The sequence below is a fragment of the Streptomyces sp. ISL-96 genome (genome assembly GCF_018614035.1).
GTDB lineage: Bacteria > Actinomycetota > Actinomycetes > Streptomycetales > Streptomycetaceae > Streptomyces.
In genome coordinates this window covers 49,953-72,200 of the sequence record NZ_JAGGPA010000018.1, presented here as the reverse complement: position 1 = coordinate 72,200, position 22,248 = coordinate 49,953, and the positions used below count along the sequence as shown (strand labels likewise).

The 22,248-nt window shown below is 70.3% G+C and carries 24 protein-coding genes; 12 read left to right on the top strand and 12 right to left on the bottom strand.

Translation table 11 applies throughout. From position 1 onward, the window contains the following. Positions 1–21: 21 nt before the first annotated feature. The 6 genes from J7E96_RS11975 to J7E96_RS11950 all read left to right on the top strand — a co-directional run bounded on the left by J7E96_RS11975 (position 22) and on the right by J7E96_RS11950 (position 6,932). Complete coding sequence (locus J7E96_RS11975; protein WP_215130345.1) at positions 22–315, top strand: hypothetical protein; 294 nt, start codon at positions 22–24, stop codon at positions 313–315. A 68-nt stretch (positions 316–383) separates the two neighbouring features. Continuing rightward, the gene (locus tag J7E96_RS11970; protein ID WP_215130343.1) at positions 384–1,211 is read left to right on the top strand and encodes a hypothetical protein; all 828 of its coding nucleotides are present in this window, start codon (positions 384–386) and stop codon (positions 1,209–1,211) included. Positions 1,212–1,233: 22 nt separating this feature from the next. Continuing rightward, the gene (locus J7E96_RS11965) at positions 1,234–3,198 is read left to right on the top strand and encodes a fumarate reductase/succinate dehydrogenase flavoprotein subunit (RefSeq protein ID WP_215130341.1); all 1,965 of its coding nucleotides are present in this window, start codon (positions 1,234–1,236) and stop codon (positions 3,196–3,198) included. After that, positions 3,195–3,968, top strand: a complete 774-nt coding sequence (locus tag J7E96_RS11960) for a succinate dehydrogenase/fumarate reductase iron-sulfur subunit (protein ID WP_215130338.1) — start codon at positions 3,195–3,197, stop codon at positions 3,966–3,968. The genes J7E96_RS11965 and J7E96_RS11960 overlap by 4 nt, the downstream gene beginning before the upstream one ends. A gap of 155 nt (positions 3,969–4,123) precedes the next feature. Next, positions 4,124–6,190: a TPM domain-containing protein gene (locus J7E96_RS11955; RefSeq protein ID WP_215130336.1), complete on the top strand. Its 2,067-nt coding sequence runs from the start codon at positions 4,124–4,126 to the stop codon at positions 6,188–6,190. Positions 6,191–6,221: 31 nt separating this feature from the next. Further along, the gene (locus J7E96_RS11950) at positions 6,222–6,932 is read left to right on the top strand and encodes a PspA/IM30 family protein (RefSeq protein WP_215130334.1); all 711 of its coding nucleotides are present in this window, start codon (positions 6,222–6,224) and stop codon (positions 6,930–6,932) included. A 12-nt stretch (positions 6,933–6,944) separates the two neighbouring features. On the opposite strand, the gene J7E96_RS11945 is transcribed toward J7E96_RS11950, so the two are convergent. From J7E96_RS11945 to J7E96_RS11920, 6 genes are all read right to left on the bottom strand, one after another. Continuing rightward, positions 6,945–9,473: a SpoIIE family protein phosphatase gene (locus J7E96_RS11945; protein ID WP_215130620.1), complete on the bottom strand. Its 2,529-nt coding sequence runs from the start codon at positions 9,471–9,473 to the stop codon at positions 6,945–6,947. 189 nt (positions 9,474–9,662) lie between these two features. After that, complete coding sequence (locus tag J7E96_RS11940) at positions 9,663–10,112, bottom strand: ATP-binding protein (RefSeq protein ID WP_215130332.1); 450 nt, start codon at positions 10,110–10,112, stop codon at positions 9,663–9,665. Between the two features lie 166 nt (positions 10,113–10,278). Then, a complete protein-coding gene (locus tag J7E96_RS11935) occupies positions 10,279–10,701 on the bottom strand; it encodes a (deoxy)nucleoside triphosphate pyrophosphohydrolase (RefSeq protein WP_215130330.1) in 423 nt (140 codons plus the stop codon). A 26-nt stretch (positions 10,702–10,727) separates the two neighbouring features. After that, positions 10,728–10,907 carry an SPOR domain-containing protein gene (locus J7E96_RS11930; protein WP_215130328.1) on the bottom strand — a complete coding sequence of 60 codons (180 nt, stop codon included), beginning with the start codon at positions 10,905–10,907 and terminating at the stop codon, positions 10,728–10,730. 231 nt (positions 10,908–11,138) lie between these two features. After that, a complete protein-coding gene (locus J7E96_RS11925) occupies positions 11,139–11,891 on the bottom strand; it encodes a GntR family transcriptional regulator (protein ID WP_215130326.1) in 753 nt (250 codons plus the stop codon). A gap of 296 nt (positions 11,892–12,187) precedes the next feature. Further along, on the bottom strand, positions 12,188–13,765 hold the full coding sequence (locus tag J7E96_RS11920) for a S8 family peptidase (protein WP_215130324.1): 1,578 nt from the start codon (positions 13,763–13,765) through the stop codon (positions 12,188–12,190). 240 nt (positions 13,766–14,005) lie between these two features. Between J7E96_RS11920 and J7E96_RS11915 the strand changes: the two genes are divergently transcribed. After that, positions 14,006–15,187 (top strand): pyridoxal-phosphate dependent enzyme, encoded by a 1,182-nt coding sequence (locus tag J7E96_RS11915; protein WP_251069761.1) that lies wholly within the window; start codon positions 14,006–14,008, stop codon positions 15,185–15,187. Positions 15,188–15,260: 73 nt separating this feature from the next. Here J7E96_RS11915 and J7E96_RS11910 read toward each other — a convergent pair whose 3' ends face one another. Continuing rightward, positions 15,261–15,773, bottom strand: coding sequence for a MarR family winged helix-turn-helix transcriptional regulator (locus tag J7E96_RS11910; protein ID WP_215130322.1), 513 nt, complete (start codon positions 15,771–15,773; stop codon positions 15,261–15,263). 114 nt (positions 15,774–15,887) lie between these two features. Here J7E96_RS11910 and J7E96_RS11905 point away from each other — a divergent pair, with 114 nt between their 5' ends. Together J7E96_RS11905 and J7E96_RS11900 are read left to right on the top strand one after the other, a co-directional pair. Further along, entirely contained in the window at positions 15,888–17,114 is a 1,227-nt protein-coding gene (locus J7E96_RS11905; RefSeq protein ID WP_215130320.1) for an MFS transporter, read from the top strand. An 83-nt stretch (positions 17,115–17,197) separates the two neighbouring features. Then, complete coding sequence (locus J7E96_RS11900) at positions 17,198–17,629, top strand: nuclear transport factor 2 family protein (RefSeq protein ID WP_215130318.1); 432 nt, start codon at positions 17,198–17,200, stop codon at positions 17,627–17,629. Between the two features lie 21 nt (positions 17,630–17,650). Here J7E96_RS11900 and J7E96_RS11895 read toward each other — a convergent pair whose 3' ends face one another. Then, positions 17,651–18,733, bottom strand: coding sequence for a class I SAM-dependent methyltransferase (locus J7E96_RS11895; RefSeq protein WP_251069760.1), 1,083 nt, complete (start codon positions 18,731–18,733; stop codon positions 17,651–17,653). A gap of 194 nt (positions 18,734–18,927) precedes the next feature. Between J7E96_RS11895 and J7E96_RS11890 the strand changes: the two genes are divergently transcribed. Next, the gene (locus J7E96_RS11890) at positions 18,928–19,542 is read left to right on the top strand and encodes a hypothetical protein (RefSeq protein WP_215130316.1); all 615 of its coding nucleotides are present in this window, start codon (positions 18,928–18,930) and stop codon (positions 19,540–19,542) included. 30 nt (positions 19,543–19,572) lie between these two features. Then, on the top strand, positions 19,573–19,854 hold the full coding sequence (locus J7E96_RS11885; protein ID WP_215130314.1) for a hypothetical protein: 282 nt from the start codon (positions 19,573–19,575) through the stop codon (positions 19,852–19,854). Positions 19,855–19,972: 118 nt separating this feature from the next. Here the strand turns inward: J7E96_RS11885 and J7E96_RS11880 are convergent, their stop codons facing one another. Together J7E96_RS11880 and J7E96_RS11875 are read right to left on the bottom strand one after the other, a co-directional pair. Next, positions 19,973–20,401 (bottom strand): IS3 family transposase, encoded by a 429-nt coding sequence (locus J7E96_RS11880; RefSeq protein ID WP_215130312.1) that lies wholly within the window; start codon positions 20,399–20,401, stop codon positions 19,973–19,975. Next, on the bottom strand, positions 20,401–20,802 hold the full coding sequence (locus J7E96_RS11875) for a transposase (protein WP_215130310.1): 402 nt from the start codon (positions 20,800–20,802) through the stop codon (positions 20,401–20,403). The genes J7E96_RS11880 and J7E96_RS11875 overlap by 1 nt, the downstream gene beginning before the upstream one ends. 45 nt (positions 20,803–20,847) lie before the next feature. Here J7E96_RS11875 and J7E96_RS11870 point away from each other — a divergent pair, with 45 nt between their 5' ends. Then, positions 20,848–21,090: a hypothetical protein gene (locus tag J7E96_RS11870; protein ID WP_251069759.1), complete on the top strand. Its 243-nt coding sequence runs from the start codon at positions 20,848–20,850 to the stop codon at positions 21,088–21,090. A 181-nt stretch (positions 21,091–21,271) separates the two neighbouring features. Here the strand turns inward: J7E96_RS11870 and J7E96_RS11865 are convergent, their stop codons facing one another. Next, entirely contained in the window at positions 21,272–21,442 is a 171-nt protein-coding gene (locus J7E96_RS11865; RefSeq protein ID WP_215130308.1) for a hypothetical protein, read from the bottom strand. A gap of 36 nt (positions 21,443–21,478) precedes the next feature. Next, positions 21,479–21,835: a PRC-barrel domain-containing protein gene (locus J7E96_RS11860; RefSeq protein ID WP_215130306.1), complete on the bottom strand. Its 357-nt coding sequence runs from the start codon at positions 21,833–21,835 to the stop codon at positions 21,479–21,481. Positions 21,836–22,248: the final 413 nt, after the last annotated feature.

Sequence of the window (22,248 nt, the reverse complement as noted above, 5' to 3'; positions counted from 1 at the left end):
CCGTGGAAATGAGGGCACCACATGTCCCTGCAAGAAGACCTGGCAGCGGTTCAGCGCAGCCTCGACAACCTGGTCCAGTCGGTAGAACGGGTCGAGCAGCAGGTCGGCGGCGGCAGCCTGGAGATCAGGCGCGTACGCACGGACGCCGGCCACCTGCGCGAGAGCGTCGCCCTGCTGAACGAGGCCGCCCCCGCCCTGCGCCGCGCCGAAACCCGCCCCGACCTGGTGACCATCCCGGACGACCCGTACAACAGCGCGCTGTGGACCGACTCGGACGACGAGGGCCTGGGCGCGCGCGACCGGCACGCGCCGTAGCGGTACGCCGGATACCTGATACAGCGAACCGCCCCTGTCCCGACTGCCCGCTCCATACGGAGTCCTCGTTGGCCACTGGCACAGAACCCCAGCCCCGCACGGACGCCCACGGCGTCCACAGCGCCTCACGCGCCACGATCGCGGCCCGCCATCTGCGTACCGACCGCTGGTGGCTCGCGCCCGCCGCGACCGCCGCCGGGCTGCTCGCCTTCATCGTCTACTCGACCTGGCGGGCCTTCGCGAACGCCGACTACTACGCCGCGCCCTACGTCTCGCCGTTCTACTCGCCCTGCCTGGCGGAGAACTGCGTCCCGATGAAGAGCGGCCCCAACTGGGAGATCTTCGGCAGCTGGTGGGGCCTGTCCCCCGCCCTGCTGATCCTGATCTTCCCGCTCGGCTTCCGCCTGACCTGCTACTACTACCGCAAGGCCTACTACCGGGGCTTCTGGGCCTCGCCGCCGGCCTGCGCGGTCGCCGAGCCGCACAAGACGTACACCGGCGAGACGCGCTTCCCGCTGATCCTGCAGAACATCCACCGGTACTTCTTCTACGCCGCCGTCCCGGTCGCCGGGATCCTCACGTACGACACCGTGCTCGCCTTCCGTGACGAGCACTACGCGTGGGGCCACATGGGCCTGGGCACGGTCATCTTCCTGATCAACATCGTGCTGATCTGGGCGTACACCTTCTCCTGCCACTCCTGCCGGCACATCGTCGGCGGCAAGCTCAAGCACTTCTCCAAGCACCCGGTGCGCTACCGCCTGTGGGGCTGGGTCGGCAAGCTCAACGCCCGCCACATGCAGCTCGCCTGGGCCTCTCTGATCAGCGTCGCCCTCGCCGACTTCTACGTCTACCTGGTGGCGTCCGGCGCCTTCGACGACCCGCGGATGTTCTAGACGACTGAATGAAAGGTGTTTGATGACGCAGCTCGAACGGCAGGGGTGGGACGTCGTCGTGGTCGGCGCGGGCGGCGCCGGACTGCGCGCCGCCATCGAGGCGCGGGAGCAGGGGGCCCGTACCGCGGTCATCTGCAAATCGCTCTTCGGCAAGGCGCACACGGTGATGGCCGAAGGCGGAATCGCCGCCTCCATGGGCAACGTGAACTCCGGCGACAACTGGCAGGTCCACTTCCGCGACACCATGCGCGGCGGCAAGTTCCTCAACCAGTGGCGGATGGCGGAGCTGCACGCGCGCGAGGCGCCGGACCGGGTGTGGGAGCTGGAGACCTGGGGCGCGCTGTTCGACCGTACGCCGGACGGGAAGATCTCGCAGCGCAACTTCGGCGGGCACGAGTACCCGCGCCTCGCGCATGTCGGCGACCGGACCGGCCTGGAGCTGATCCGTACGCTCCAGCAGAAGATCGTCTCGCTCCAGCAGGAGGACTTCCGCGAATTCGGTGACTACGAGGCGCGGTTGAAGGTCTTCCAGGAGTGCACGGTGACGCGGGTTCTGAAGGACGCGGACGACCGCGTCGCGGGGACCTTCTGTTACGAGCGCGAGTCGGGCCGCTTCTTCGTCCTGGAGGCGCCGGCTGTGGTGCTGGCCACCGGTGGCATCGGCAAGTCCTTCAAGGTGACGTCGAATTCGTGGGAGTACACGGGCGACGGACACGCGCTGGCGCTGCTCGCGGGAGCGCCGCTCGTCAACATGGAATTCGTGCAGTTCCACCCGACCGGGATGGTCTGGCCGCCCTCCGTGAAGGGCATCCTCGTCACCGAGTCGGTGCGCGGCGACGGCGGCGTACTGCGCAACTCCGAAGGCAAGCGGTTCATGTTCGACTACGTGCCCGACGTCTTCAAGGAGAAGTACGCCCAGTCGGAGGAGGAGGGCGACCGCTGGTACGAGGACCCGGACAACAACCGGCGTCCCCCCGAGCTGCTCCCCCGCGACGAGGTGGCGCGCGCCATCAACTCCGAGGTGAAGGCGGGGCGCGGCTCGCCGCACGGCGGCGTGTTCCTCGACGTGTCGACGCGCATGCCGGCGGAGACCATCCGGCGCAGGCTGCCGTCGATGTACCACCAGTTCAAGGAGCTGGCCGACGTCGACATCACCGCCGAGGCGATGGAGGTCGGCCCGACCTGCCACTACGTGATGGGCGGCATCGCGGTCGACTCCGACACCGCCGCCACCCGTAACGTCCCCGGGCTGTACGCCGCCGGAGAGGTCGCCGGCGGCATGCACGGCTCGAACCGGCTGGGCGGCAACTCCCTCTCCGACCTGCTGGTGTTCGGCCGCAGGGCCGGGCTGCACGCGGCTCAGTACGCGATCGGGTTCGGGGACGGGACAGCGACCGGGACCGCACGCCCGCAGCCGGACGAGGCCCAGGTGGACGAGGCGGCGGCCGAGGCGCTGCGCCCCTTCAGCGCGGAAGGCCCCGAGCCGGGCGCCGCGAACGGGCGCCCGCCGGAGAACCCGTACACCCTCCACCAGGAACTCCAGCAGACGATGAACGACCTGGTCGGCATCATCAGACGGGCGCCGGAGATGGAACAGGCCCTGGAGAAGCTGGCCGACCTGCGGGTACGGGCACGCCGGGCCGGGGTCGAGGGCCACCGGCAGTTCAACCCGGGCTGGCACCTCGCGCTGGACCTGCGGAACATGCTGCTGGTCAGCGAGTGCGTCGCGCGGGCGGCGCTGGAGCGTACCGAGAGCCGCGGTGGGCACACCCGCGAGGACTGCCCGTCCATGGAGCGCGCGTGGCGCCGCGCCAATCTCCTGTGCCGGCTGACGGACCCGTCGGGTGCGATGGCGCCGGCCGATCCGGCGCAGGGCCAGATCTCGCTCGTACGAGAGACCACCGAGCCCATCCGCCCCGATCTGCTGGGCCTCTTCGAGAAGGAAGAGCTGGTCAAGTACCTGACCGAAGAGGAGCTCCTGTCATGAGCGGCTACACAGCGGCCTTCAGGGTCTGGCGCGGTGATGCGGACGGCGGGGCTCTGGAGGACTTCGAGGTCGAGGTGAACGAGGGCGAGGTCGTCCTCGACATCATCCACCGCCTCCAGGCCACCCAGGCGTCGGATCTCGCGGTGCGCTGGAACTGCAAGGCGGGCAAGTGCGGTTCGTGCAGTGCGGAGATCAACGGGCGGCCGCGGCTGCTGTGCATGACGCGCATGTCGGTCTTCTCGCGCGAGGAGACGATCACGGTCACGCCGCTGCGGGCCTTCCCCGTCGTACGCGATCTCGTCACGGACGTGTCCTTCAACTACGCGAAGGCGCGGGAGGTGCCGTCCTTCGTGCCGCCTGCCGGGGTCGCGGCGGGCGAGTACCGGATGCAGCAGATCGACGTGGAGCGCTCGCAGGAATTCCGCAAGTGCATCGAGTGCTTCCTGTGCCAGGACACCTGCCATGTGGTGCGCGACCACGAGGAGAACAAGGCGTCCTTCGCGGGACCGCGGTTCCTGATGCGGATCGCCGAGCTGGACATGCACCCGCTGGACGCGGCCGCCGAGACCGGCCTGGACCGCAAGACGACCGCGCAGGACGAGCACGGGCTCGGCTACTGCAACATCACCAAGTGCTGCACGGAGGTCTGCCCGGAGAACATCAAGATCACGGACAACGCCCTGATCCCGTTGAAGGAGCGGGCGGTTGACCGAAAGTACGACCCACTGGTCTGGCTGGGCGACAAAATCCTCCGGCGCCGCCCCGAATAGAGGCCGTACGTCCCGCAACCGGGGCGGCCTGGGGCGTAGCCCCGGCTGCCCCCGGCGGCTTCGGCCCGTCCGGCGCTCGGGGTGGGGAACAGGCCCCGCAGGGCACGCCCGCCGTCCGGTCGCGGGTCACACAGTCGCGGCATAGCCTCACAAATGTGACGCGAACAGCCACCGCCCGCGCAGTCCTCAGCACACTGTTGACCGCGTGCTGTCTCGTCCTGCCCGCCGCCCAAGGCGCCGGCGCCGAAGACCCCATCGGCCTCTCCAGAGAAGGCCAGATCACCGACAAGGTCGGCGCCCTCGGCAACCGTACGAACGACGTCGAGTCCGCCCTCAACCGCCTCTACGACACCCGCCGCGTCCAGCTCTTCGTCGCATACGTCCGTGACTTCTCCGGCAGATCCGCGCAGAGCTGGGCCGACGACACCGCCCAGCGCAACGGCCTCGGCCGTGACGACGCGCTGCTCGCAGTGGCCACCCACGACCGGCAGTACGCCTACTCCGTCGACCAGGACTCGCGCCTCACCGACGCCGAGCTCGACGACGTCGCCAGGACGGCGATCGAGCCGGCCCTGAGGGAGAACGACTGGGCCGGCGCAGCGATCGGCGCCGCGAACGGTTACGCCGCCGTGCTGGCCGGGCAGCCCGTCCCGGTGCCCACGATCACCCCGGGTGTCGCCGACCCCGGCGGCGGCGACCCGGACGACAGCGTCAGCGGCACCGGTGACCTGGTGCTTCCCGTGGTCGCGGTCGGCGCGGCCCTCGCGCTGGCGGCGTACACGTACACCCGGCGCAGAAAACGGGCGGCCACCCGCACCACGCCCGCCCTGCACAAGGGAGAGCCCCAGACCCCCCTCCCCGAACTCGACGCCCGCGCCAGGCGCGAACTCGTCGGGGCGGACGACGCGATCCATACCAGCGAGGAGGAACTGGGCTTCGCCTCCGCCCAGTTCGGCGAGGAGGCCGCCCGGCCCTTCGGCGAGGCGCTCGCGTACGCCAAGAGGGAACTGGCCGTCGCCTTCCGGCTGCGCCAGCAGCTCGACGACGCCTACCCGGAGGACGACGCCACCCGCCGCCGCATGCTCGAAGAGATCATCGCCCGCTGCACCGAGGCCAACCGCCGCCTCGACGCCGAGTCCGAAGCCTTCGACCAGCTCCGGGCCCTGGAGCAGAACGCCCCGCAGGCGCTGGCGGCGGCCGAAGCGGCGTTCCGCGATCTCGTCGGCCGTACGAGCACGGCGGAGGCCATGCTGACCGCCATGCGCCGGCGGTACGCCGACTCCGCGTCCGCGCCCGTCAGCGGCCACGCCGCGCGGGCCAAGGACCGGCTCGCCTTCGCGACCGCGAGCCTCACCGAGGCCCGGCAGGCGGTGGACGCGGGCGACACCGGTAAGGCTGCTGTGTTCGTACGGGCCGCCGAGGGCGCCGTCGGCCAGGCGGCCACGCTCGTCGACGCCGTCGACCGCCGCGCCCGCGAACTCGCCGAGGCGGCGGGCAAGCTCCCCGGCGCGCTGATCGAGACCGAGACCGATCTGGCCGACGCGCGCGGTCTGCTCCAGGGCCTCAAGGAGGAGGGCACGGACAGCGGCGTCCCGACGGCGGACCTCCAGGGGCGCATCGCCCGTGCCGAGTCGGTCGTCGCCGACGTACAGCAGGAGAAGCAGTCGGGGCGGTACGACCCGATCGACGCACTGCGGCGCGTCGAGGAGGCCGACGCGGTGCTCGACGAGGCCCTGGCGGGGGCGCGCGAGCGCGAGACGGCGGGGCGGCGGGCGCGGGCCCTGCTCGACCAGGCCACTCTGGCCGCCCGCGCCTCGGTCGGCGCGGCCGCCGACTACATCACGACGAACCGGGGTGCGGTCGGCAGCCGGGCGCGCACCCGCGTCGCGGAGGCGCAGCGGCACCTCGAACGGTCGGCCGCCGCCGCGGCGTCCGACGCGCAGAGCGCGCTCGCCGAGGCCCAGCAGGCGGACGCGATGGCGCGCCAGGCGCAGAGCCTGGCCGAACAGGACGTACACGGGTACGCCGACCAGTTCGGCGGCGGAGGCGGAAGCGGCCTGAACGGAGCCGTGCTCGGCGGCATCATCCTGGGCGGACTCCTCGGCGGCGGCCGAACCGGGGGCGGATTCCCAGGAGGCAGCGGCGGCGGCTTCGGCGGCGGTCCCGGCAGCTTCGGCGGCGGCGGCACGCGGGCCCGCCGAGGCGGCGGCGGCCGGTTCTGAAACGTAACCGACCCACTCAAGGAGGCACGGCATGACGAAGCAGACCATCCTCGGCCGCGTGACCCAGCTCGCGAGGGCCAACATCAACGCCCTCCTCGACCAGGCCGAGGACCCGCAGAAGATGCTGGACCAGCTGATCCGCGACTACACCGACAACATCGCGGAGGCCGAGGAGGCCGTCGCCACCACCATCGGCAATCTGCGGCTCCTGGAGCTCGACCACAAGGAGGACGTCGATGCCGCCAGGGAGTGGGGCGTCAAGGCGCTCGCCGCCAGCAGGAAGGCCGACGAAATGCGCGGCTCCGGGCCGGCCGCGGAGGCGGACAAGTTCGACAACCTCGCCAAGGTCGCGCTCCAGCGCCAGCTCCAGTGCGAGAAGGAGGCGAAGGCCGCCGAGCCGGTCATCGCCATGCAGACCGAGGTGGTCGACAAGCTCAAGGCCGGCCTGGTCCAGATGAAGACCAAGCTCACCGAGCTGACGTCCAAGCGCGACGAACTGGTGGCCCGCGCCAAGTCCGCCCAGGCGCAGAACCAGATGATGGACGCCGTCAAGAACATCGACGTCCTTGACCCCACCAGCGAGCTGAGCCGCTTCGAGGAAAAGGTTCGCCGCGAGGAGGCGAGGGCCATGGGCAAGCAGGAGCTCGCCGCCTCGTCGCTGGACGCCCAGTTCGAGCAGCTGGACAGCCTGGGCGACGACGCCGAGATCGAGGCCAGGCTGGCCGCCATGAAGACCGGGTGACGCGGGCGCGCCTCAGAACAGGCTCAGCAACTGGTCGACACTGGGCTCGCCCTTCTCCGCCTCCCCCGTCGGCAGGGCGAGTTCGAACCAGACGGTCTTTCCGCGCGGTGTACGCCGCGATCCCCACGCGGCGCTGAGCAGCCCCACCAGCTGGAGCCCGCGCCCGCCCTCGTCGGTGTCGCGGGCCCGCCGCCGCCGCGGCTGGACCAGGCCCGCGTCCCACACCTCGCACACGAGCGTACGGTCCAGAAGCAGCCGGAGCCTGATCTCGCCCTCGCCGTACCGCAGCGCGTTGGTGACGAGCTCGCTGACCAGCAGCTCTGTCGTGTCCACCAGGTCTTCGAGGCCCCAGGTGACCAGCTGCGCCCGCGCCAGTTCCCGCGCCCGGCCGACCGAGCGCGGCTCGCGCGGCAGCGACCAGTCGCCGACCGACTCGGCGGGCATCCCCTGGATGCGGGCCATGAGCAGGGCGATGTCGTCCTCGCCGTGCCGGGTGTCGAGGGTGTTGAGGACGTGGTCGCAGACGTCCTCCAGGGGGCGTACGGGATCGGCGAGCGCGGCGCGGAACGCCAGCAGCCCTTCGTCGAGCGGATGGTCGCGCGACTCGACGAGGCCGTCGGTGTAGAGAGCGAGCAGCGCGCCCTCCGGCACCTCGACCTCGACCTCCTCGAACGGCTCCCCGCCGACGCCGAGCGGCATCCCCGGCGGTACGTCGAGCAGCAGCGCCTCCTCGCCCGGTTCGACGAGGACGGGCGGCAGGTGGCCGGCGTTGGCGAACGTACACCGGCGGGTGACCGGGTCGTAGACGGCGTACACGCAGGTCGCGAGGTAGACCTCCGAGAGGTCGGCCTCCCGCGCCTTGTGGACGGCGCGCGAGGCGTGCTGCGCGCCGCTGGGCGAGCCGAGGCCGCGCGCGATCTCGTCGAGGGCGGAGAGGACTTCGGCGGGCTCCAGGTCGAGCAGGGCCAAGGTCCGTACGGCGGTGCGGAGTTCGCCCATGGCGACGGCGGCGCGCAGGCCGCGTCCCATGACGTCGCCGACGACCAGGGCTGTGCGGTGGCCGGGCAGTTCGATGACGTCGAACCAGTCGCCGCCCACCTCGGTCGCCGTATTGCCGGGCAGGTAGCGGCAGGCGATGTCGAGTCCGGCCGCCTCGGGGTCGCCGGGCGGCAGCAGGCTGCGCTGGAGGATGAGGGCGCGCTCGTGCTCGCGCCGGTAGAGGCGGGCGTTGTCGATGCAGACGGCGGCGCGGGCGGCGAGCTCGGTGGCGAGCGCCCGGTCGCGTTCGCCGAAGGGCTCGCTGCCCTTCGTACGGGAGAACTGGGCGAGGCCGACGACGGTGTCGTGGGCGACCATCGGCACGGCGAGCGTGGTGTGGACGAGGCTGCCCTCCTCACCGGGTATGACCTGGACGCCTGTGGTGCGCAGGGCGCTCGCGCAGGGCGAGTTGAACGGGTAGCGGTGTACGGCGCCCACTTCGGTGGGCCCGGGGTCCTCGCCTTCGGCGACGCATGCCGGAGCGGACAGCGGCCCGTCGGAGACGGCGCTGGCGAAGGCGACGCGGCGGAGCTCCGCGCTGCCGTCGGCCCGGCCCGGCGGAGCCTCGTCGCCGGCCAGGAGCCCTTGGTAGAGGTCGACGGAGGCGAGGTCGCAGAAGCCGGGGACGGCTACGCCGAGGAGTTCGCGGGCGGTGGTCTCCAGATCGAGGGAGTTGCCGATGCGGGCGCCGGCCTCGTTCAGCAGGGCGAGGTTGCGGCGGGCGTCGGCGGCCTCCCTGGCGGCGACGTGACGGCGGGTCACATCGGTGGCGAGCCCGGCGACGCCGATGGTGCGGCCGGCTCCGCTGTGCACCCGGTAGAGGTTGACCGACCAGTGCCGGGGCTCCGTATCGCCGGGGGCGCTGCCGACGATCTGCATGTCGGTGACGGACTCGCCGGTCTCCAGGACCCGTTCCAGGGCGGTGGTCATGCGGTCGGCCTCGGGGCGGGTGAGGTAGTCGTGGACGGTGCGGCCGCGGTGGTCCTCCACGGCGCCGCCGAAGACGGTGGCGAAGCGCTTGTTGGCACGCTGCACGGTGAGGTCCGTACCGAACAACAGGAAGCCGAAAGGCGATTGGCCGAAAATGGCCTGCGAAGCGGCGAGATCGGTCTCAATCCGGCGTACGGCACGCACATCGACGACCAGGCAGAGCGCGGCCTGTTCGCCGTCGGCCGTGGCGCTGGGCATCACGTAGATCTCCGCGATGCCGTGCGCGGGCGCCGCACCGGCTCGACGGCCCTCGCGGTCGGGCATCCGGAACGGGACGAGGCCGGTCCACTCCTTGCCGTCGAGGATCTCGGAGAGCCGGTTGCGTCCGCGCACCCGCAGCTCGGGAGGCATGAAGGCCTCGACCGGATCCTTGCCGACGACATCAGCCGCGGGCAGGCCGAACAGCTCTTCGGCACGCCTGCTCCACTGCTCCACCAGCCCGCAGGGGCCGATCGAGAAGGACGCGACTCTTATGTAGTCGTAGATCGAGCCGGGCGGGCTGTTCTGCCACATCACTTCGCCCGCTGCCGCTGATATCTCGTTCACGCGACCGTCCCCTCCAGCTCAACGCACCGGACCGGTCCTTCCCGCAGTATTCAGCACTACGGTCACAACCGGCACGGCGTTCACGATCACAGCACGGTCTCGTTCCTTTTCGGCCAGGGAAGTCAGCCGCGAGGTGATCGTGGTCCCCTCACTCTTCTAACCAGGGAGAGCCAGCTCGAACCACACCGTCTTGCCCGTTCCGCCTCGCCGTGTACCCCATCGCTGCGCGGAGCGCGCCACCAGCTGCAAACCGCGTCCTCCCTCGTCATCGGGTTCCGCGACCCGTTCCAGGGGCGGATCCGGAAGGGGGTCCGAGACTTCGACCACCAGTACGGGGTGCACCTCCGGGGGGTGGCCGTCGGCGCCGCCCGCGGCGCCTTTGACGTCCGGGCGTACGAGACGGACCCCGATCGGCCCCGACGCGTACCGCAAAGAATTGGTCACCAGCTCACTGACGAGCAGCATGGTCACATCGCCGATGGTGTCGAGCAGGCCCCAGGCGCTCAGCGCCTCGCGGACGGCGTGGCGGGCGGAGCGGACGGCGTCGGGCTCAGCAGGGAACGTCCACTCGGCGCAGTCACCGTCGGTGTCGATCACGCCGACCACATCCCAGCTGCCAGACCAACCGCAGACCCGCGTCCTTTTTCGGGGGGTTAATCAGCACATACCCGATATACGGGTCGACCTATCGCGAGCCCGGAAGCACTGTGGCACGAACGGCGTACCGGGCGTCCCCGCACGCCCCCCCGTTCGACCGCCGGTCAGCCGCTGCTCAGGCCTGCGCGGCGGATGGCCCCGGCAGGGCGCTCAGGCGGCGTACCGCCTCGGCCACGGCAGGCCGGTCCTGGGTGAGCCAGTCCACGGAGTCCGCCTCGTCCGGGCGGAGCCAGCGCATGGCGTCGTGGTCCTGGAGGGGGCGGGGCCTGCCGGACAGCAGCCTGACGGTCCACACCTGGAGGACGTAACCGGGCTTCAGCGGCCACTCGCCGGGGATGCGCTCCAGCACGTCCGTCTCGACGCCCAGCTCTTCGCGCAGTTCGCGTACGAGCGCCTGCTCCGGGCTCTCGCCGGGCTCCACCTTGCCGCCGGGCAGCTCCCAGCGGCCGGCCAGCTCGGGTGGGGCGCTGCGGCGCGCTGCCAGCAGCCGGCCCTCGTCGAACACGGCCGCACCCACCACCACGACACGATCAGTCATGGCGGGAGCCTACGGCGTACGGGCAGCTACTGGACGCTCTGGCCTATCCGCTCGACCCAGTAGAGCTGCTTGTGGCCGCGCCCGTCGAGACTGTCGGCGATCTTCTGCGCCTCGACGCGTGTCGCGTACCGGCCGACGCGGTAGCGGTTGCCGTTGTCGTCCTGCCGTATGACCAGCCAGGGGAGGACAGCGCCACTGTCGTTCATCGCGCGCCTCCGCCCGCCGGGTCCGCCGGTGCACTCGCCTCTAAGGATCTCCAGGAAACCGCAATCCGCATATGCCCGAGCGTACGCCTGACCTTCACTCAGCGGATACGCTTTTACACAAAGAGGTACGCATCAAGCCATGGAGAAGGGGGCGCACTCCGAAGCGCGCGCCCCCATACATGGCAGACCGTCACAGACGTTGACTGCCCGGCTGTGCCGTCCGCGTGCCGGTCACTTCACGGGCAAGTGGTACGCGATCCGGTACCGGTCGGCGGGGACGACCACATCGGCCGTCTCGACCGCCATCCCCGACGCGTAGTACGTCCGCTCGATGACCAGCACCGCATGCCCCGGTACGCCGCCGAGCCTCATCAGCTCCTCCGCGAGTCCGGGCCGCGCGCCGACCTCCTCCACCACGTTGTCCACGACGATGTCGATCGCCGCCATCCGCTCTACGACGCCGCAGCCGGCCAGCGGCCCCTCCTCGGGCAGCATCACGGGCGTACGCCCCGTCACGGCCAGCGGCTCCCACGAGGTGGAGAGCATCATCGCCTCGCCCGCGTCCCTGAAGACGTACCGCGTGCGCATCACCCGGTCGCCCTCCTGGACACCGAGCCGCTTGGCGATGTCCGAAGTCGCCGCTTCCTGCTCGCTGCTGGACTCCCAGGTGCCGCGCGCACCGGCCTCCGCCTGCTCCTGCCGGAACGGGTTCGAGGGCAGGGTCCCCCGGTAGCCCGCGCGGGAGACGCGGCGCGGGACCGGTTGCTCCCGTACGTACGTACCGGAGCCGGAACGGCCTTCGACCAGGCCCTCCGCCATCAGGACCTTGCGGGCCTCCAGCGCCACGGTGTCGGAGACGCCGTACTCCTCGCGGATGCGCGCCTGCGAGGGGAGCCGGGTGTGGGGTGGCAGGGAACCGTCGACGATCTTCTGCCGTAGATCGCCCGCGACGCGCAGATAGGCCGGCTGCTCACCGAATGTCACTGGCCACTCCCATCAGGTTGACACACAGCAACAGCGTGGCAACCGTCGGTTGTTGACCGCAAGCGCAGGCCAAAGTTTCACCCGAAGTGATGACTTTGTCTTTAAGCAGGGGCTTCCCGGGGTACAGAAATCGGAACCCCGCGCCAGGACCCGCGCCGCTGCCCGCATCACTTCGACACTTTCTCCGCCGCCCGCACTCCCGTCCGACGACGCACAGCAAGGGGCGGCCGCCGAAGCGACCGCCCCTCTCACGCGTTCAGTTGGCGTTCAGCGCGTCAGAACCAGACGCGTCGGAATCAGAACTGCAGCGCCCAGGAGTCGATCTTCCCCGTGTCGTACGCCGCGTTGTCGTTCACCCGCAGCTTCCACGTGCCGTTGGCCACCTCGGACGAGGCGTTCACCGTGTACGTGGTGATGAGGTTGTCACTGCTGCCGCCCGTGCCGTAGCCCTTGAGGGTGTAGGCGGTTCCGTCGGGGGCGATCAGGTCGACCTTGAGGTCACCGATGTACGTGTGCTTGATGTCGACCGGCACGCTGAGCGTCGCCGGCGCGTTGCCCGTGACGCCGGTGACGGCGATCGGCGACTCCACGGTGGCGTTGTCGCTGATCGTGTAGTCGGCGAGGTTCTCGAACCTCTTGCCGGTGGGCGGCGGGGTGGTGCCGCCCGTGCCGACGTACAGCAGACGGTTCGGCGAGCCGGTGCCCGGGCTGGTCACGACGCCCGTGGTGGCGGCCGAGGTCAGCGCGCTGGAGACCTGGGCCGGGGTGGCGGTCTTGTTGGCCGCCAGGTACAGCGCGGCCGCGCCCGCGACGTGCGGGGAGGCCATCGACGTACCGGATATGGAGTTCGTCGCCGTGTCGCTGCTGTTCCACGCCGAGGTGATCGACGAACCCGGCGCGAAGATGTCGAGGACGCTGCCGTAGTTGGAGTAGCTGGCCTTGGCGTCGGTGCTCGTGGTGGCGCCCACCGTGATGGCCTCGGCCACCCTGGCGGGCGACTTGGTGGAGGCGTCGGTGCTCTCGTTGCCCGCCGCGACCGCGTAGGTGATGCCGGCGGCTACGGAGTTGCGTACAGCGGTGTCGAGGGCGGAGTCGGCGCCGCCGCCGAGGCTCATGTTCGCGACGGCCGGCTTGACGGCGTTGCGCGTCACCCAGTCGATGCCGGCGACGACCTGGGCGGTCGTTCCCGAACCCTGGTTGTTGAGGACGCGGACGCCGACGACCTTGGCCTTCTTCGCGACGCCGTACGCGCCGCCCGCGACCGTACCGGCGACGTGGGTGCCGTGGCCGTGGCCGTCCTGCGCGGTGTTGTCGTTGTCGATGGCGTCGTAGCCGTAGGAGGCGCGGCCGCCGAAGTCGCTGTGGGTGATGCGTACGCCGGTGTCGATGACGTACGTCGTGACACCCTCACCGGCGGTGTCGGGGTAGGTGTAGCTCTGGTTCAGCGGGAGGGCCTTCTGGTCGATGCGGTCCAGGCCCCAGGACGGCGGGTTGGGCTGCGTCGCGCTGATCTTGAAGGTGCGGTTCTGTACGACGGAGTCGACGGCCGGGTCGGCGGCGAACTTCTTCGCCTGGGCCTCGGACAGCTCGACGGCGTACCCGTTGAGGGCCGCGGTGTACGTCTTCTTGATCTTGGCGCCGTACTCCTTGGCAAGCGCCCTGCCCTCCGCCGAACCGGCGTCGGCCGCCGCCTCGTCGAGGGTCACGATGTAGCTGCCCGCGATGGTTCCGGGGGCTCCGGCGTTCTGGATCCTGCCCTCGGCGGCGGTGGCCGCGGTGGCGGGGAGGGCGGAGGCGGCGCCGAGCGCGAGGGCTACGACGGCGGTGGCACTGGCTGCGACAACTCTTCGCCGGGAACTACGCATCACTGACATGTGAGGGGTCCTCCTCATTGGCGGTGCGCTGGTGGGGGGCCGTGCTCCGTGCGACACAGGTACGACAGGGGCATGACAAATCAACGCTTCGGAGTCCGCGTCGTTTCCCGCGCCTTGCTGCCAGGCGAAAGATTGGCGCATCCATAGGAATCCCACAAGAGAAAATTCGGACCCACAATGCGCCTGCCTTACCACCGACATGAACCTGCGCCGCATCCGGGTCCGGCCTACGCTTGCCGCATGGTGATCACGACGGCTTCGACGACTCCGGCGGCTTCGACGGCGTCCATGACGTACCGCTGCCCCGCCGACGGCTCCCGCGCCCCCGTCGAATCCCTCGCCTGGCATTGCCCCACCTGCGGCGGTCCCTGGGATCTGGACTTCGCCCCTTCCTCGCCCGTACCACTGAAGTCCCTCGCCGGACGGGTGAATTCACTGTGGCGTTACGAGGAGGCGCTGCCGCTCGCGGGCGGCGCGGCCGCGGTCACGCTGGGGGAAGGCCGCACTCCACTCATCCCCCTCACCGACACCATTTCGGCCAAACTCGACTTCCTGATGCCGACGCTGTCGTTCAAGGACCGCGGCGCGGTCATGCTCGCGGAGCTCGCCCGCCGTCTCGGCCCCGCCCGGGTGGCCCGCGTGATCGCGGACAGCAGCGGCAACGCGGGCACGGCGATCGCGGCGTACTGCGCGCGCGCCGCCCTCCCCTGTACGGTGTACGTCCCCGAGGCGACCTCCCCGAAGAAGACCGAGCAGATCCGGGCGCACGGCGCCCAGGTCACCCTCGTCCCCGGCGACCGCGAGGCCGCGGCGGTGGCGGCCCGCGCGGCGGCCGACGAGCCCGGCACCTTCTACGCGAGCCATGTCCACAACCCGTACTTCCTGCACGGCACGAAGACGTACGTCTACGAGCTGTGGGAGGACCTCGGCGGCCGGCTCCCCGACGCGGTTGTCGTCCCCGTAGGCAACGGAACGCTCCTGCTGGGCGCCGCACTGGCGATCGCCGAGCTGCACACCCAGGGGCTCATCGACAGCCGCCCCGCACTGATCGCCGTACAGGCGGAGGCGGTGTCGCCCCTGGCGACGGCGTTCCACGCGGGCGCCGCGGACCTCACCAGCGATACGCCGACGCCCGCCACGCCCCCCACACCCCCCACCCTCGCCGAGGGCATCGCCATCCCGCGCCCGCCGCGCGCGCCGCAGATCCTGCGCGCGGTACGGGAGTCGGGCGGCACCTTCCTGACCGTGACGGAGGACCAGCTCCGGGCCGCCCAACTGGACCTCGCGGCGCGCGGCCTGTTCGTCGAGTCGACCGGGGTGGCGTGCTGGGCCGCGATGACCGCACAGCAACCCCAGATGGGCCACACCGCAGTGGTCCCGCTGTGCGGCGCGGGCGCGAAGACAGGCCTGGCACCCCGCTAACCGGCACAAGGCACACGGCAACACGGCAACACGGCACGACGGTACGGGCCGCCCCGGACTTCCGGCCCGCCCGCTAGCCGATCGACGTATCGCCGAAGGACGTCAGCAGCTTGCGCAGCGAGGCGGCGAGGCGGTCGCTCTCCTCGCGGCCCAACTCGCTCAGCATGCGGGCCTCGTTGGCGAGATGGGCGGCCATGTACTCGCGGGTGACCTCGTGGCCGTGCTCGGTGAGACGGATCCTGACGGTGCGCCGGTCGCCTCCGCTCTCTTCGCGTACGCGCTCCACCAGGCCCTTCGCCTCCATGCGGTCGATGCGATTGGTGATCGCGCCGGAGGTCACCATGGCCGCCTTGAGGAGTGCGCCGGCGGGCAGGGCGTACGGCGGACCGGAGCGCTGGAGCGTGGTGAGGACGTCCACCTCGCCGAGTTCGAGGCCTCGTTGGGCCGCGAACGTCCTGAACTCCTTGTCCAGTACGCGCCCGAGACGCTGAAGCCGCCCGAGGACCTGCACGGGCCAGAGGTCGTCCTCCAAGTCCGGTCGCTCCTTGACCCATTGACCGATGATCGCGTCCACCGCGTCGCTCATCCCTGACTCCCTTCAACGCGCACAATCTCAACGTTAAGAGGCTTGACGTTGAGATGCATGGTCTGTTTTTATCTCACCGTTGAGATTATCAAGCCTGAACGACTGGATCCTCCCATGCCCAAGCACGTTGAGTCCGCTGTCACCGAGCCCACCGCCGCACCGGCCAAGGCCGCCCGCCAGGTCCCCGCCCTCTGGCTCGCGCTGCTCGCCACGCCCATCGCCGCGGGCGCCAACGGCCCGGTCCTGATCCTCCCGGAGATGGCCGGCTCGTTAGGAGTCCGGCCCGCGTCGGCCACCTGGCTCGTCACGGCGTTCGCCTGGGCGATGGCGGTCGGCACGCCGCTGATGGCGGGCCTGCTGCGCCGCCGCGGCCTGCGCACCACCCTGCGCGTGAGTACGGCCCTGGTCCTGGCCGGAACCCTGCTCGTAGCCCTCGCGCCGTGGATGGCGCTGGCCCTGCCGGGGCGGGCGGCCCAGGCGGTGGGCGGCGCGGGGCTGGTCACCTCGGCCATGAGCCTGGCGGGGTCGGTCCGCCGGATGGGCGTCATCACCGCCGGCTTCGGCGTGCTCGGCGCGGTCGGCCCGCTGCTCGGTTCGCTGATCGCCGACGCCCTCTCCTGGCGCGTATCGCTCGCGGTCTCCGCACTGGCGCTGCTGGCCGTCCCCGCCGTGACCCGTACGGCCCCCGCACACCTCCCGCCACGGGCCGCCCCCTTCGACGCACGCGGCGCATCACTCCTGGTGGCGCTGGCGACCGCGCTGGTCTTCATCCCGCACTACCCGCTGCCGGCGGCCGTCGCGGCGCTCGCGTTGGCCGCGCTCCTGACCGCCCATGTCCGCGCCCGCCCCGACGGCTTCGTCCCGGCCACGCTCCTGCGCACCCCGGCGTTCCTGTCGGCCGCGCTGCCGGCCTGCGCCCTGTCGACGTCGTACTTCACCCTCCTCTTCGCGATCCCCCAGCTCCTCGCCGCCCGTACACACTGGTCGACCGCCACCATCGGCACCGGCCAGCTCCTCGTCCTCCTGACGGGTTCCTTCCTCTCCCTCGCCTTCGCCGCGGTCTCCGCCCGGCTGGGCAGGCGCAGGGTCCTGGCGGTGCTGATCACCCTGGGCGCGCTGGCGCCGGTGACGGCCGCCGTGAGCCCTTGGGCGCCGCTGCTCCTGCTCGCAGCCGCGACGGCCGTCTTCACGACCACGGCGGGCAACGCCACCCTCGCGGTGTACGCGACCCGGGCCGCCCCGGACTCCCAACGCCCCACGGTGATCGGACTGTTCAGCCTCTGCTACCAGCTGGGCGGCGCCTTCGGCCCGGCGTTCGCCACACTGATCACGCTCACCTGACCTCGGCGGGCGACGCGTCATTTGCACCGCTGTGTGGGAAAATGGAACGGAACATGTCACCACGCCCGACGTGGAGGTGGATCATGGGGCAGGCACGTGAAGTGATGGACCAGCTCACCGAGGCGCTGACCACGGGTACGGACCTCAAAGCCGTCATGGAGTGCTTCGCAGAGGACGCGGTGGCCGTTACGCCGGACGGCGAGATCCGGGGCCGGGAGAGCATCGGCGAGTACTGGCGCCAGATGACGGACGCGATCCCGAACAGCGAGTACGAGTCGACGCACAAACACGAGTCGGGCAACACGGCGATCGACGAGGGATTCTTCCACGGAAAGAACACCGGTCCGCTGGTGCTGCCTTCCGGGGAAAGCCTGGAGCCGACCCAGAAGGACGTCAGGGTACGGGGGTGCGACATCGCGACCGTCGAGAACGGCAAGATCGTCAGCTACCGGCTCTACTTCGACCAGCTCGACTTCCTCGGCCAGCTCGGCCTCCTGCCCAACGCGCCGGTCTGAGGCTTGGAGGCAAAACCCTGCTCAGCGGCGGCTCTTACCCTTACGGGCCACGTAGTAGACGTTGAGGATGTCGCCCTCCACCTCGCGCACCTCGACGTCGTCGAAGCCTGCCTCCGCGAGCATCCGCAACGCCCGCTGCTTGCCCCACACCGTGCCGAGGCCCGCGCCGCCCTCGGCGAGCGAGACGGTCATGCAGTAGAAGACCGAGAAGGTGTAGAGGGTGGGGCCGAGCGGGTGGGCGATGTTCTCCTCCAGCTTGCTGGAGGCGGCGATGTCACCCATCAGGAACACCCCGTCGTCCCGCAGCGCCCCGGCCACGGCCGACAGGGCGCGCTCCGGCCGCGCCAGGTCGTGGATCACGTCGAAGGCCGTGATGAGGTCGTACGTCCCGGCCAGTTCGGCGGTGTCGGACACGACGAACCGCGCGTTGTCCAGCCCGAGCAGCTCCGCCTCCTCCCGCGCTGCCGCGATACCCGTGTCGGAGATGTCCAGGCCGAGGAACTGGCTGGCGGGGAAGGCCCGGGCCAGCAGATTGACGGCGTGCCCCTGGCCCGTACCGATGTCCAGTACGTCGATGCCCTCGCTCAGGCGCTCCGTGAGTCCGGGCGCCAGCGGGATGATCGTGTCGACGAGCGCGGCGTCGTACACCCGCGCCGTCTCCTCGGCCTGGAGCTCCTGGAAGCGCGGATACGCCGAGTACGGGACGCCGCCGCCCCGGCGGAACGCGTCGAGCACCTTGTCCTCGACGTTGCCCAGCAGCGCGAGGTCCTGCATGAAGGAGGCGAGGTTGTCGGGCCCGGCGGCGCGGGTGAGGGAGGCGGCGTGCTCGGGCGGCAGCCGGTAGGTGCCGCCGGCGGGGTCGTACTCGACGAAGCCGCCCACCGTCATCCCGCCGAGCCACTCCCGTACGTACCGCTCGTCGAGACGGGTGGCCTCGGCGATCTGCGCACTGGTCGACGGCTGCAGCCCGGCCATGACGTCGAAAAGCCCTGTGCGGTGGCCGAGGCTGCACAGGTATCCCAGACAGGAATCGTTGAGCACGTGGAGCATCCGCTCCGCGAACTGCTCCCGCCGCGCGGGGTCCATCGTCTGCTCAGTCGTCATCGCAGTCGCATCCTTGTCAGTTGCACTGGCACACCACGCCCGGGCTCCGCTGTCCATGCTCCGCCGGTTCGGCCACGCTCTCCACTCGGGCGGCGTTCACCTGAATGCCCCGGTCACCTTGATTCCTGTGTCCTCCACCCGTCGCATGGAGTGCGGGACACGGCCCACCCGGGGTTCGCCGCAGGAAGGGCGCCATGTACGTACGCACCACCTACGCGACAGGCGATCCGGCCAAGCTCGACAGCGTGGCCGATGCGCTCAGCACTGAAGCACCCAGGCTGCTGTCGGAGCGGCCCGGCTACCGCGGGATGGGCCTGTTCGTCGACCGTGAGCTCGGCAAGCTGCTGGTGGGCTCGTGGTGGGAGGACGAAGAGAGCCGACGGACCAGTGACGAGGCCCTTCGCGAGCGCCGAGCGGAGTTGATCGCACCGTTCGCCCATTCCGTGGCGACCGACAACTGGGAGGCGGCCGTCGTCAGTCGTCCCGAGGCGCTGGAGCCCGGTGCGTGGTTCCGGCTGGTCCGTCTGGAGTTCGAGCCGCCCGACGCGGACCTGCTGGTGGAGACGTTCCGCGACACCGCGCTGCCCAAGCTCCGGGGCATTCCCGGCTTCGCGGGCGGCTCACTGCTCATCGACCGCGCCAAGGGCCGGGCCACCGTGGGCGCGTTCTACACCGACCGCAACGCGCTGGCGGCATCCCGCAGCGCCGTCGCGGCGGTCCGTGCCGAGGCCACCGCGAAGGCACGCGTGATCACCCGGAGCATCGAGGAATTCGAGGTGGTCCTCACCCAGGTAATCCGCCCGTCCTGACCCGAACCGCGCGTGAATCGAGGAACCGAAATGGCAATTCTGGTGATCAACCATGGCGCCAACTGGACCAAGGATCTCTACCAGGCCACCTTCGACCGGGTAATCCCGGACCGTACGAACCCTCCGGCCGGACTCATCTCCCACGTGGGGGCGCCCGGCGACGGCGGTGGCTGGCAGGTCATCGACGTATGGGAGTCGGAAGAAGCGTTCCGGCGCTTCATGGAGGAGTCGGTCAAACCCGCCGCGCAGGAGCTGGGAGCGCCGCCGTTCGACTCAAAGGTGGTCGAGGTCTACAACTCCCTGATCCCGTAGCGATCAGCAGGGGTAGCGGTCAGCCGGGTGGCCCTGCCGGGCAGGTCGATGAAGGGGCCGATTCCCGGAAGAGTCGGCCCCATCTGACATGTACGTTTGCCAGGCCGCAGGCGTGGTGTTACTTCACCCGCTCACACATTGAAGTGGAATGTCTAGTACAGAGCTCCCACCTGCAGGAACATCGATTTTGAGGGGGCCATCCCAGCACCATCCCAGCACGGAAGCTCCATCCCAGCACCATGCAGCTCAGACGCCCCTCACGCCCCCTGTGAACGGGCCTGATTCGGGCGACCCGTTTCTCGTTGACCCGCCGCCCTTTCTCGCGGAGCTCGGCGGTCACTCGCGGGGAGCCGTAGGCGCCGCCGGACTCGCCGTGGACCTCGCGGATCTCCTCGGCCAAAACCCGGTCCTTGTGCTGCCGGGCGGCCCGGGCCTCGGCGCCGGCGAGCCACTTGTAGTAGCTGGACCGGTTCACGTCCAGGACTTGGCAGAGCCGCTTCACCTCGTAGGTGTCCCGGTGGTCGTCAACGAACTGGAAGCGGCTCATCACCAGTTCGTCTCCCCGGCGAAATACTTGGCCGCCTTGCGGAGGATGTCCCGCTCGGTGGCGAGCTTGCGCTCACTCGCCTCGAGTTCCGCCACCCGAGCCTCCAGCTGCCGGACCCGCTCGTCCGGATCAGCGGACAACATCGCCACCCCCGGTCGGGCGGCCGGTTTCGCAGCCGCAGTGGTGACGCCACGGCGCTCACGGTCCCGCAGCACCCATTCACGCAGCGTCGCCCGGTTGACCCCCAGGTCAACGGCGATGCTCTTGTAGGTCGCCCTGGGTGTGGACTCGTACAGAGCCACCGCATCGGTCTTGAACTCGACCGAGTAATCCTTCATCGCCATCGGCGGTCTTCTCGCTTCCTCCGGATCAAGCAGATCCAGTATCAGCGTGTCCACCACTCAGGGGGAGGCCCCCCGGTCATCACCGACGACATGCTGCACACCGTGCTTCGCCGGAGGGCGATGGGCGAGTCCGTCGAGCAGATCCAGCCGGACCTGATCATCCCCACAGGCAAGCGCAAGGGACAGAACCCCTTCGTCGCCAGCATCTACCGGGCCCTCGCCGAACACGCCAAGCGCGAGGCGTACCCGGCGGCTGTCGCCCAGGCGCACGCCGACTTCGCCGCCCTGACCGGCGGCGAAGTGCCCGAGCCCGGCACCGAGGACAAGGCCCTGACGACACGCTGACGCACGCCGACGACCCCTGATGTCGGGCGGGAATCAGGGGCCGTCACCACACGAGTTCCGGCAAGAAGCCGGAAGGGGTGCACGTGTCGCTTGTCCAACGCGCCCACGGGCGGGAAGGTCACGCCGCCGGGGGCGAGAGTCGGTGAACGCCGTGGCAGTTGGGATCCTGGGCTATCTGGCGTTATCGGATGGGGCGGCGGCCGGAGCGCCGGGACCAGCGCACCGCGATGAAGGCCACAGCGGCCACGAGGACCACGATGCCGATGATCAGCAGGTAGCCCAGCCCCTCCACCGCCACGCCGACGATTCCCAGCACGACGGCGACCAGAACGAGAAACAGGAACGGAGCCATGACACGAACACCTCCTTCGGGATGAGCGCGGGGCGGTCAGCGGCGCGCGAGTTGCCTCTCGCCGCCCGCGCCCGGCTGGTAGGTCAGGTCGTAGTACTGGAAGATCGCTTCCTCTGCCTCGGCGGGCAGGATATCGTCCATGCCGACCGTGGGCGACTTCTTCACCAGCGCCTTGTCGTAGGAGACCTTGACGTAGTCCGGTCCCAGGATCGCCTCGTCGAGGGGCACGAAAGCCAGCTGGTGACGGGTGGGAAGTCCGATACGGACCGTGGCCATGGCAGGTTCGTCGGTGGTGGTGTCCACGTAGATGGCTTCGAGCACGCCGATCTTGCGGCCCTTGGGGTCGACGACGCTGTGGTTGCGCCACTCACGGATATCGGCTGCATGGATCATGGTCTGTCCGTCTCACTCTGCTCTGTCGTCTGGTTCGGTCAGCACAGCCTCGTCGCCCTCGCCCTCGCCCTCGCCGGCGCGGGCAGGCTTCAGCCCTATCAGCATGGCCCCTGGGAACGGATCGCGGTGATTGCTTCGGCGAGCTGGTCACGGCAGCCTGCCCACACCCTCTGGCCCCGCCGCCGCAGCGGCCGGGCTCTCGGCGTCCTGCCTGTTCCGGTCGTTCTCGCTCACCCCGTGAAGGGTGCCCCGAAACCGGTTCCCCCAACGCCCCGTCCGCACGCTGCGCGCCCGGCACCGACCCGTACACCGGCCGCAGACGGGAAGGTGACGCGGCCGGACCCCGGGGGTCAGTGGACCCCGTGGCAGTTCGGATCGGTGCACCCGCCCAGCTCGAAGGAGCGGTCCGCCGC

What these genes read in the sequence shown, in the direction of transcription:
- J7E96_RS11975 (WP_215130345.1), top strand. Translation starts at nt 22, where the DNA reads ATGTCCCTGCAAGAAGACCTGGCAGCGGTTCAGCGCAGCCTCGACAAC.
- J7E96_RS11965 (WP_215130341.1), top strand. Translation starts at nt 1,234, where the DNA reads ATGACGCAGCTCGAACGGCAGGGGTGGGACGTCGTCGTGGTCGGCGCG.
- J7E96_RS11960 (WP_215130338.1), top strand. Translation starts at nt 3,195, where the DNA reads ATGAGCGGCTACACAGCGGCCTTCAGGGTCTGGCGCGGTGATGCGGAC.
- J7E96_RS11950 (WP_215130334.1), top strand. Translation starts at nt 6,222, where the DNA reads ATGACGAAGCAGACCATCCTCGGCCGCGTGACCCAGCTCGCGAGGGCC.
- J7E96_RS11945 (WP_215130620.1), bottom strand. Translation starts at nt 9,473, where the DNA reads ATGTGGCAGAACAGCCCGCCCGGCTCGATCTACGACTACATAAGAGTC.
- J7E96_RS11935 (WP_215130330.1), bottom strand. Translation starts at nt 10,701, where the DNA reads ATGACTGATCGTGTCGTGGTGGTGGGTGCGGCCGTGTTCGACGAGGGC.
- J7E96_RS11930 (WP_215130328.1), bottom strand. Translation starts at nt 10,907, where the DNA reads ATGAACGACAGTGGCGCTGTCCTCCCCTGGCTGGTCATACGGCAGGAC.
- J7E96_RS11920 (WP_215130324.1), bottom strand. Translation starts at nt 13,765, where the DNA reads ATGTCAGTGATGCGTAGTTCCCGGCGAAGAGTTGTCGCAGCCAGTGCC.
- J7E96_RS11915 (WP_251069761.1), top strand. Translation starts at nt 14,006, where the DNA reads ATGGTGATCACGACGGCTTCGACGACTCCGGCGGCTTCGACGGCGTCC.
- J7E96_RS11910 (WP_215130322.1), bottom strand. Translation starts at nt 15,773, where the DNA reads ATGAGCGACGCGGTGGACGCGATCATCGGTCAATGGGTCAAGGAGCGA.
- J7E96_RS11905 (WP_215130320.1), top strand. Translation starts at nt 15,888, where the DNA reads ATGCCCAAGCACGTTGAGTCCGCTGTCACCGAGCCCACCGCCGCACCG.
- J7E96_RS11900 (WP_215130318.1), top strand. Translation starts at nt 17,198, where the DNA reads ATGGGGCAGGCACGTGAAGTGATGGACCAGCTCACCGAGGCGCTGACC.
- J7E96_RS11895 (WP_251069760.1), bottom strand. Translation starts at nt 18,733, where the DNA reads ATGACGACTGAGCAGACGATGGACCCCGCGCGGCGGGAGCAGTTCGCG.
- J7E96_RS11890 (WP_215130316.1), top strand. Translation starts at nt 18,928, where the DNA reads ATGTACGTACGCACCACCTACGCGACAGGCGATCCGGCCAAGCTCGAC.
- J7E96_RS11885 (WP_215130314.1), top strand. Translation starts at nt 19,573, where the DNA reads ATGGCAATTCTGGTGATCAACCATGGCGCCAACTGGACCAAGGATCTC.
- J7E96_RS11880 (WP_215130312.1), bottom strand. Translation starts at nt 20,401, where the DNA reads ATGAGCCGCTTCCAGTTCGTTGACGACCACCGGGACACCTACGAGGTG.
- J7E96_RS11865 (WP_215130308.1), bottom strand. Translation starts at nt 21,442, where the DNA reads ATGGCTCCGTTCCTGTTTCTCGTTCTGGTCGCCGTCGTGCTGGGAATC.
- J7E96_RS11860 (WP_215130306.1), bottom strand. Translation starts at nt 21,835, where the DNA reads ATGATCCATGCAGCCGATATCCGTGAGTGGCGCAACCACAGCGTCGTC.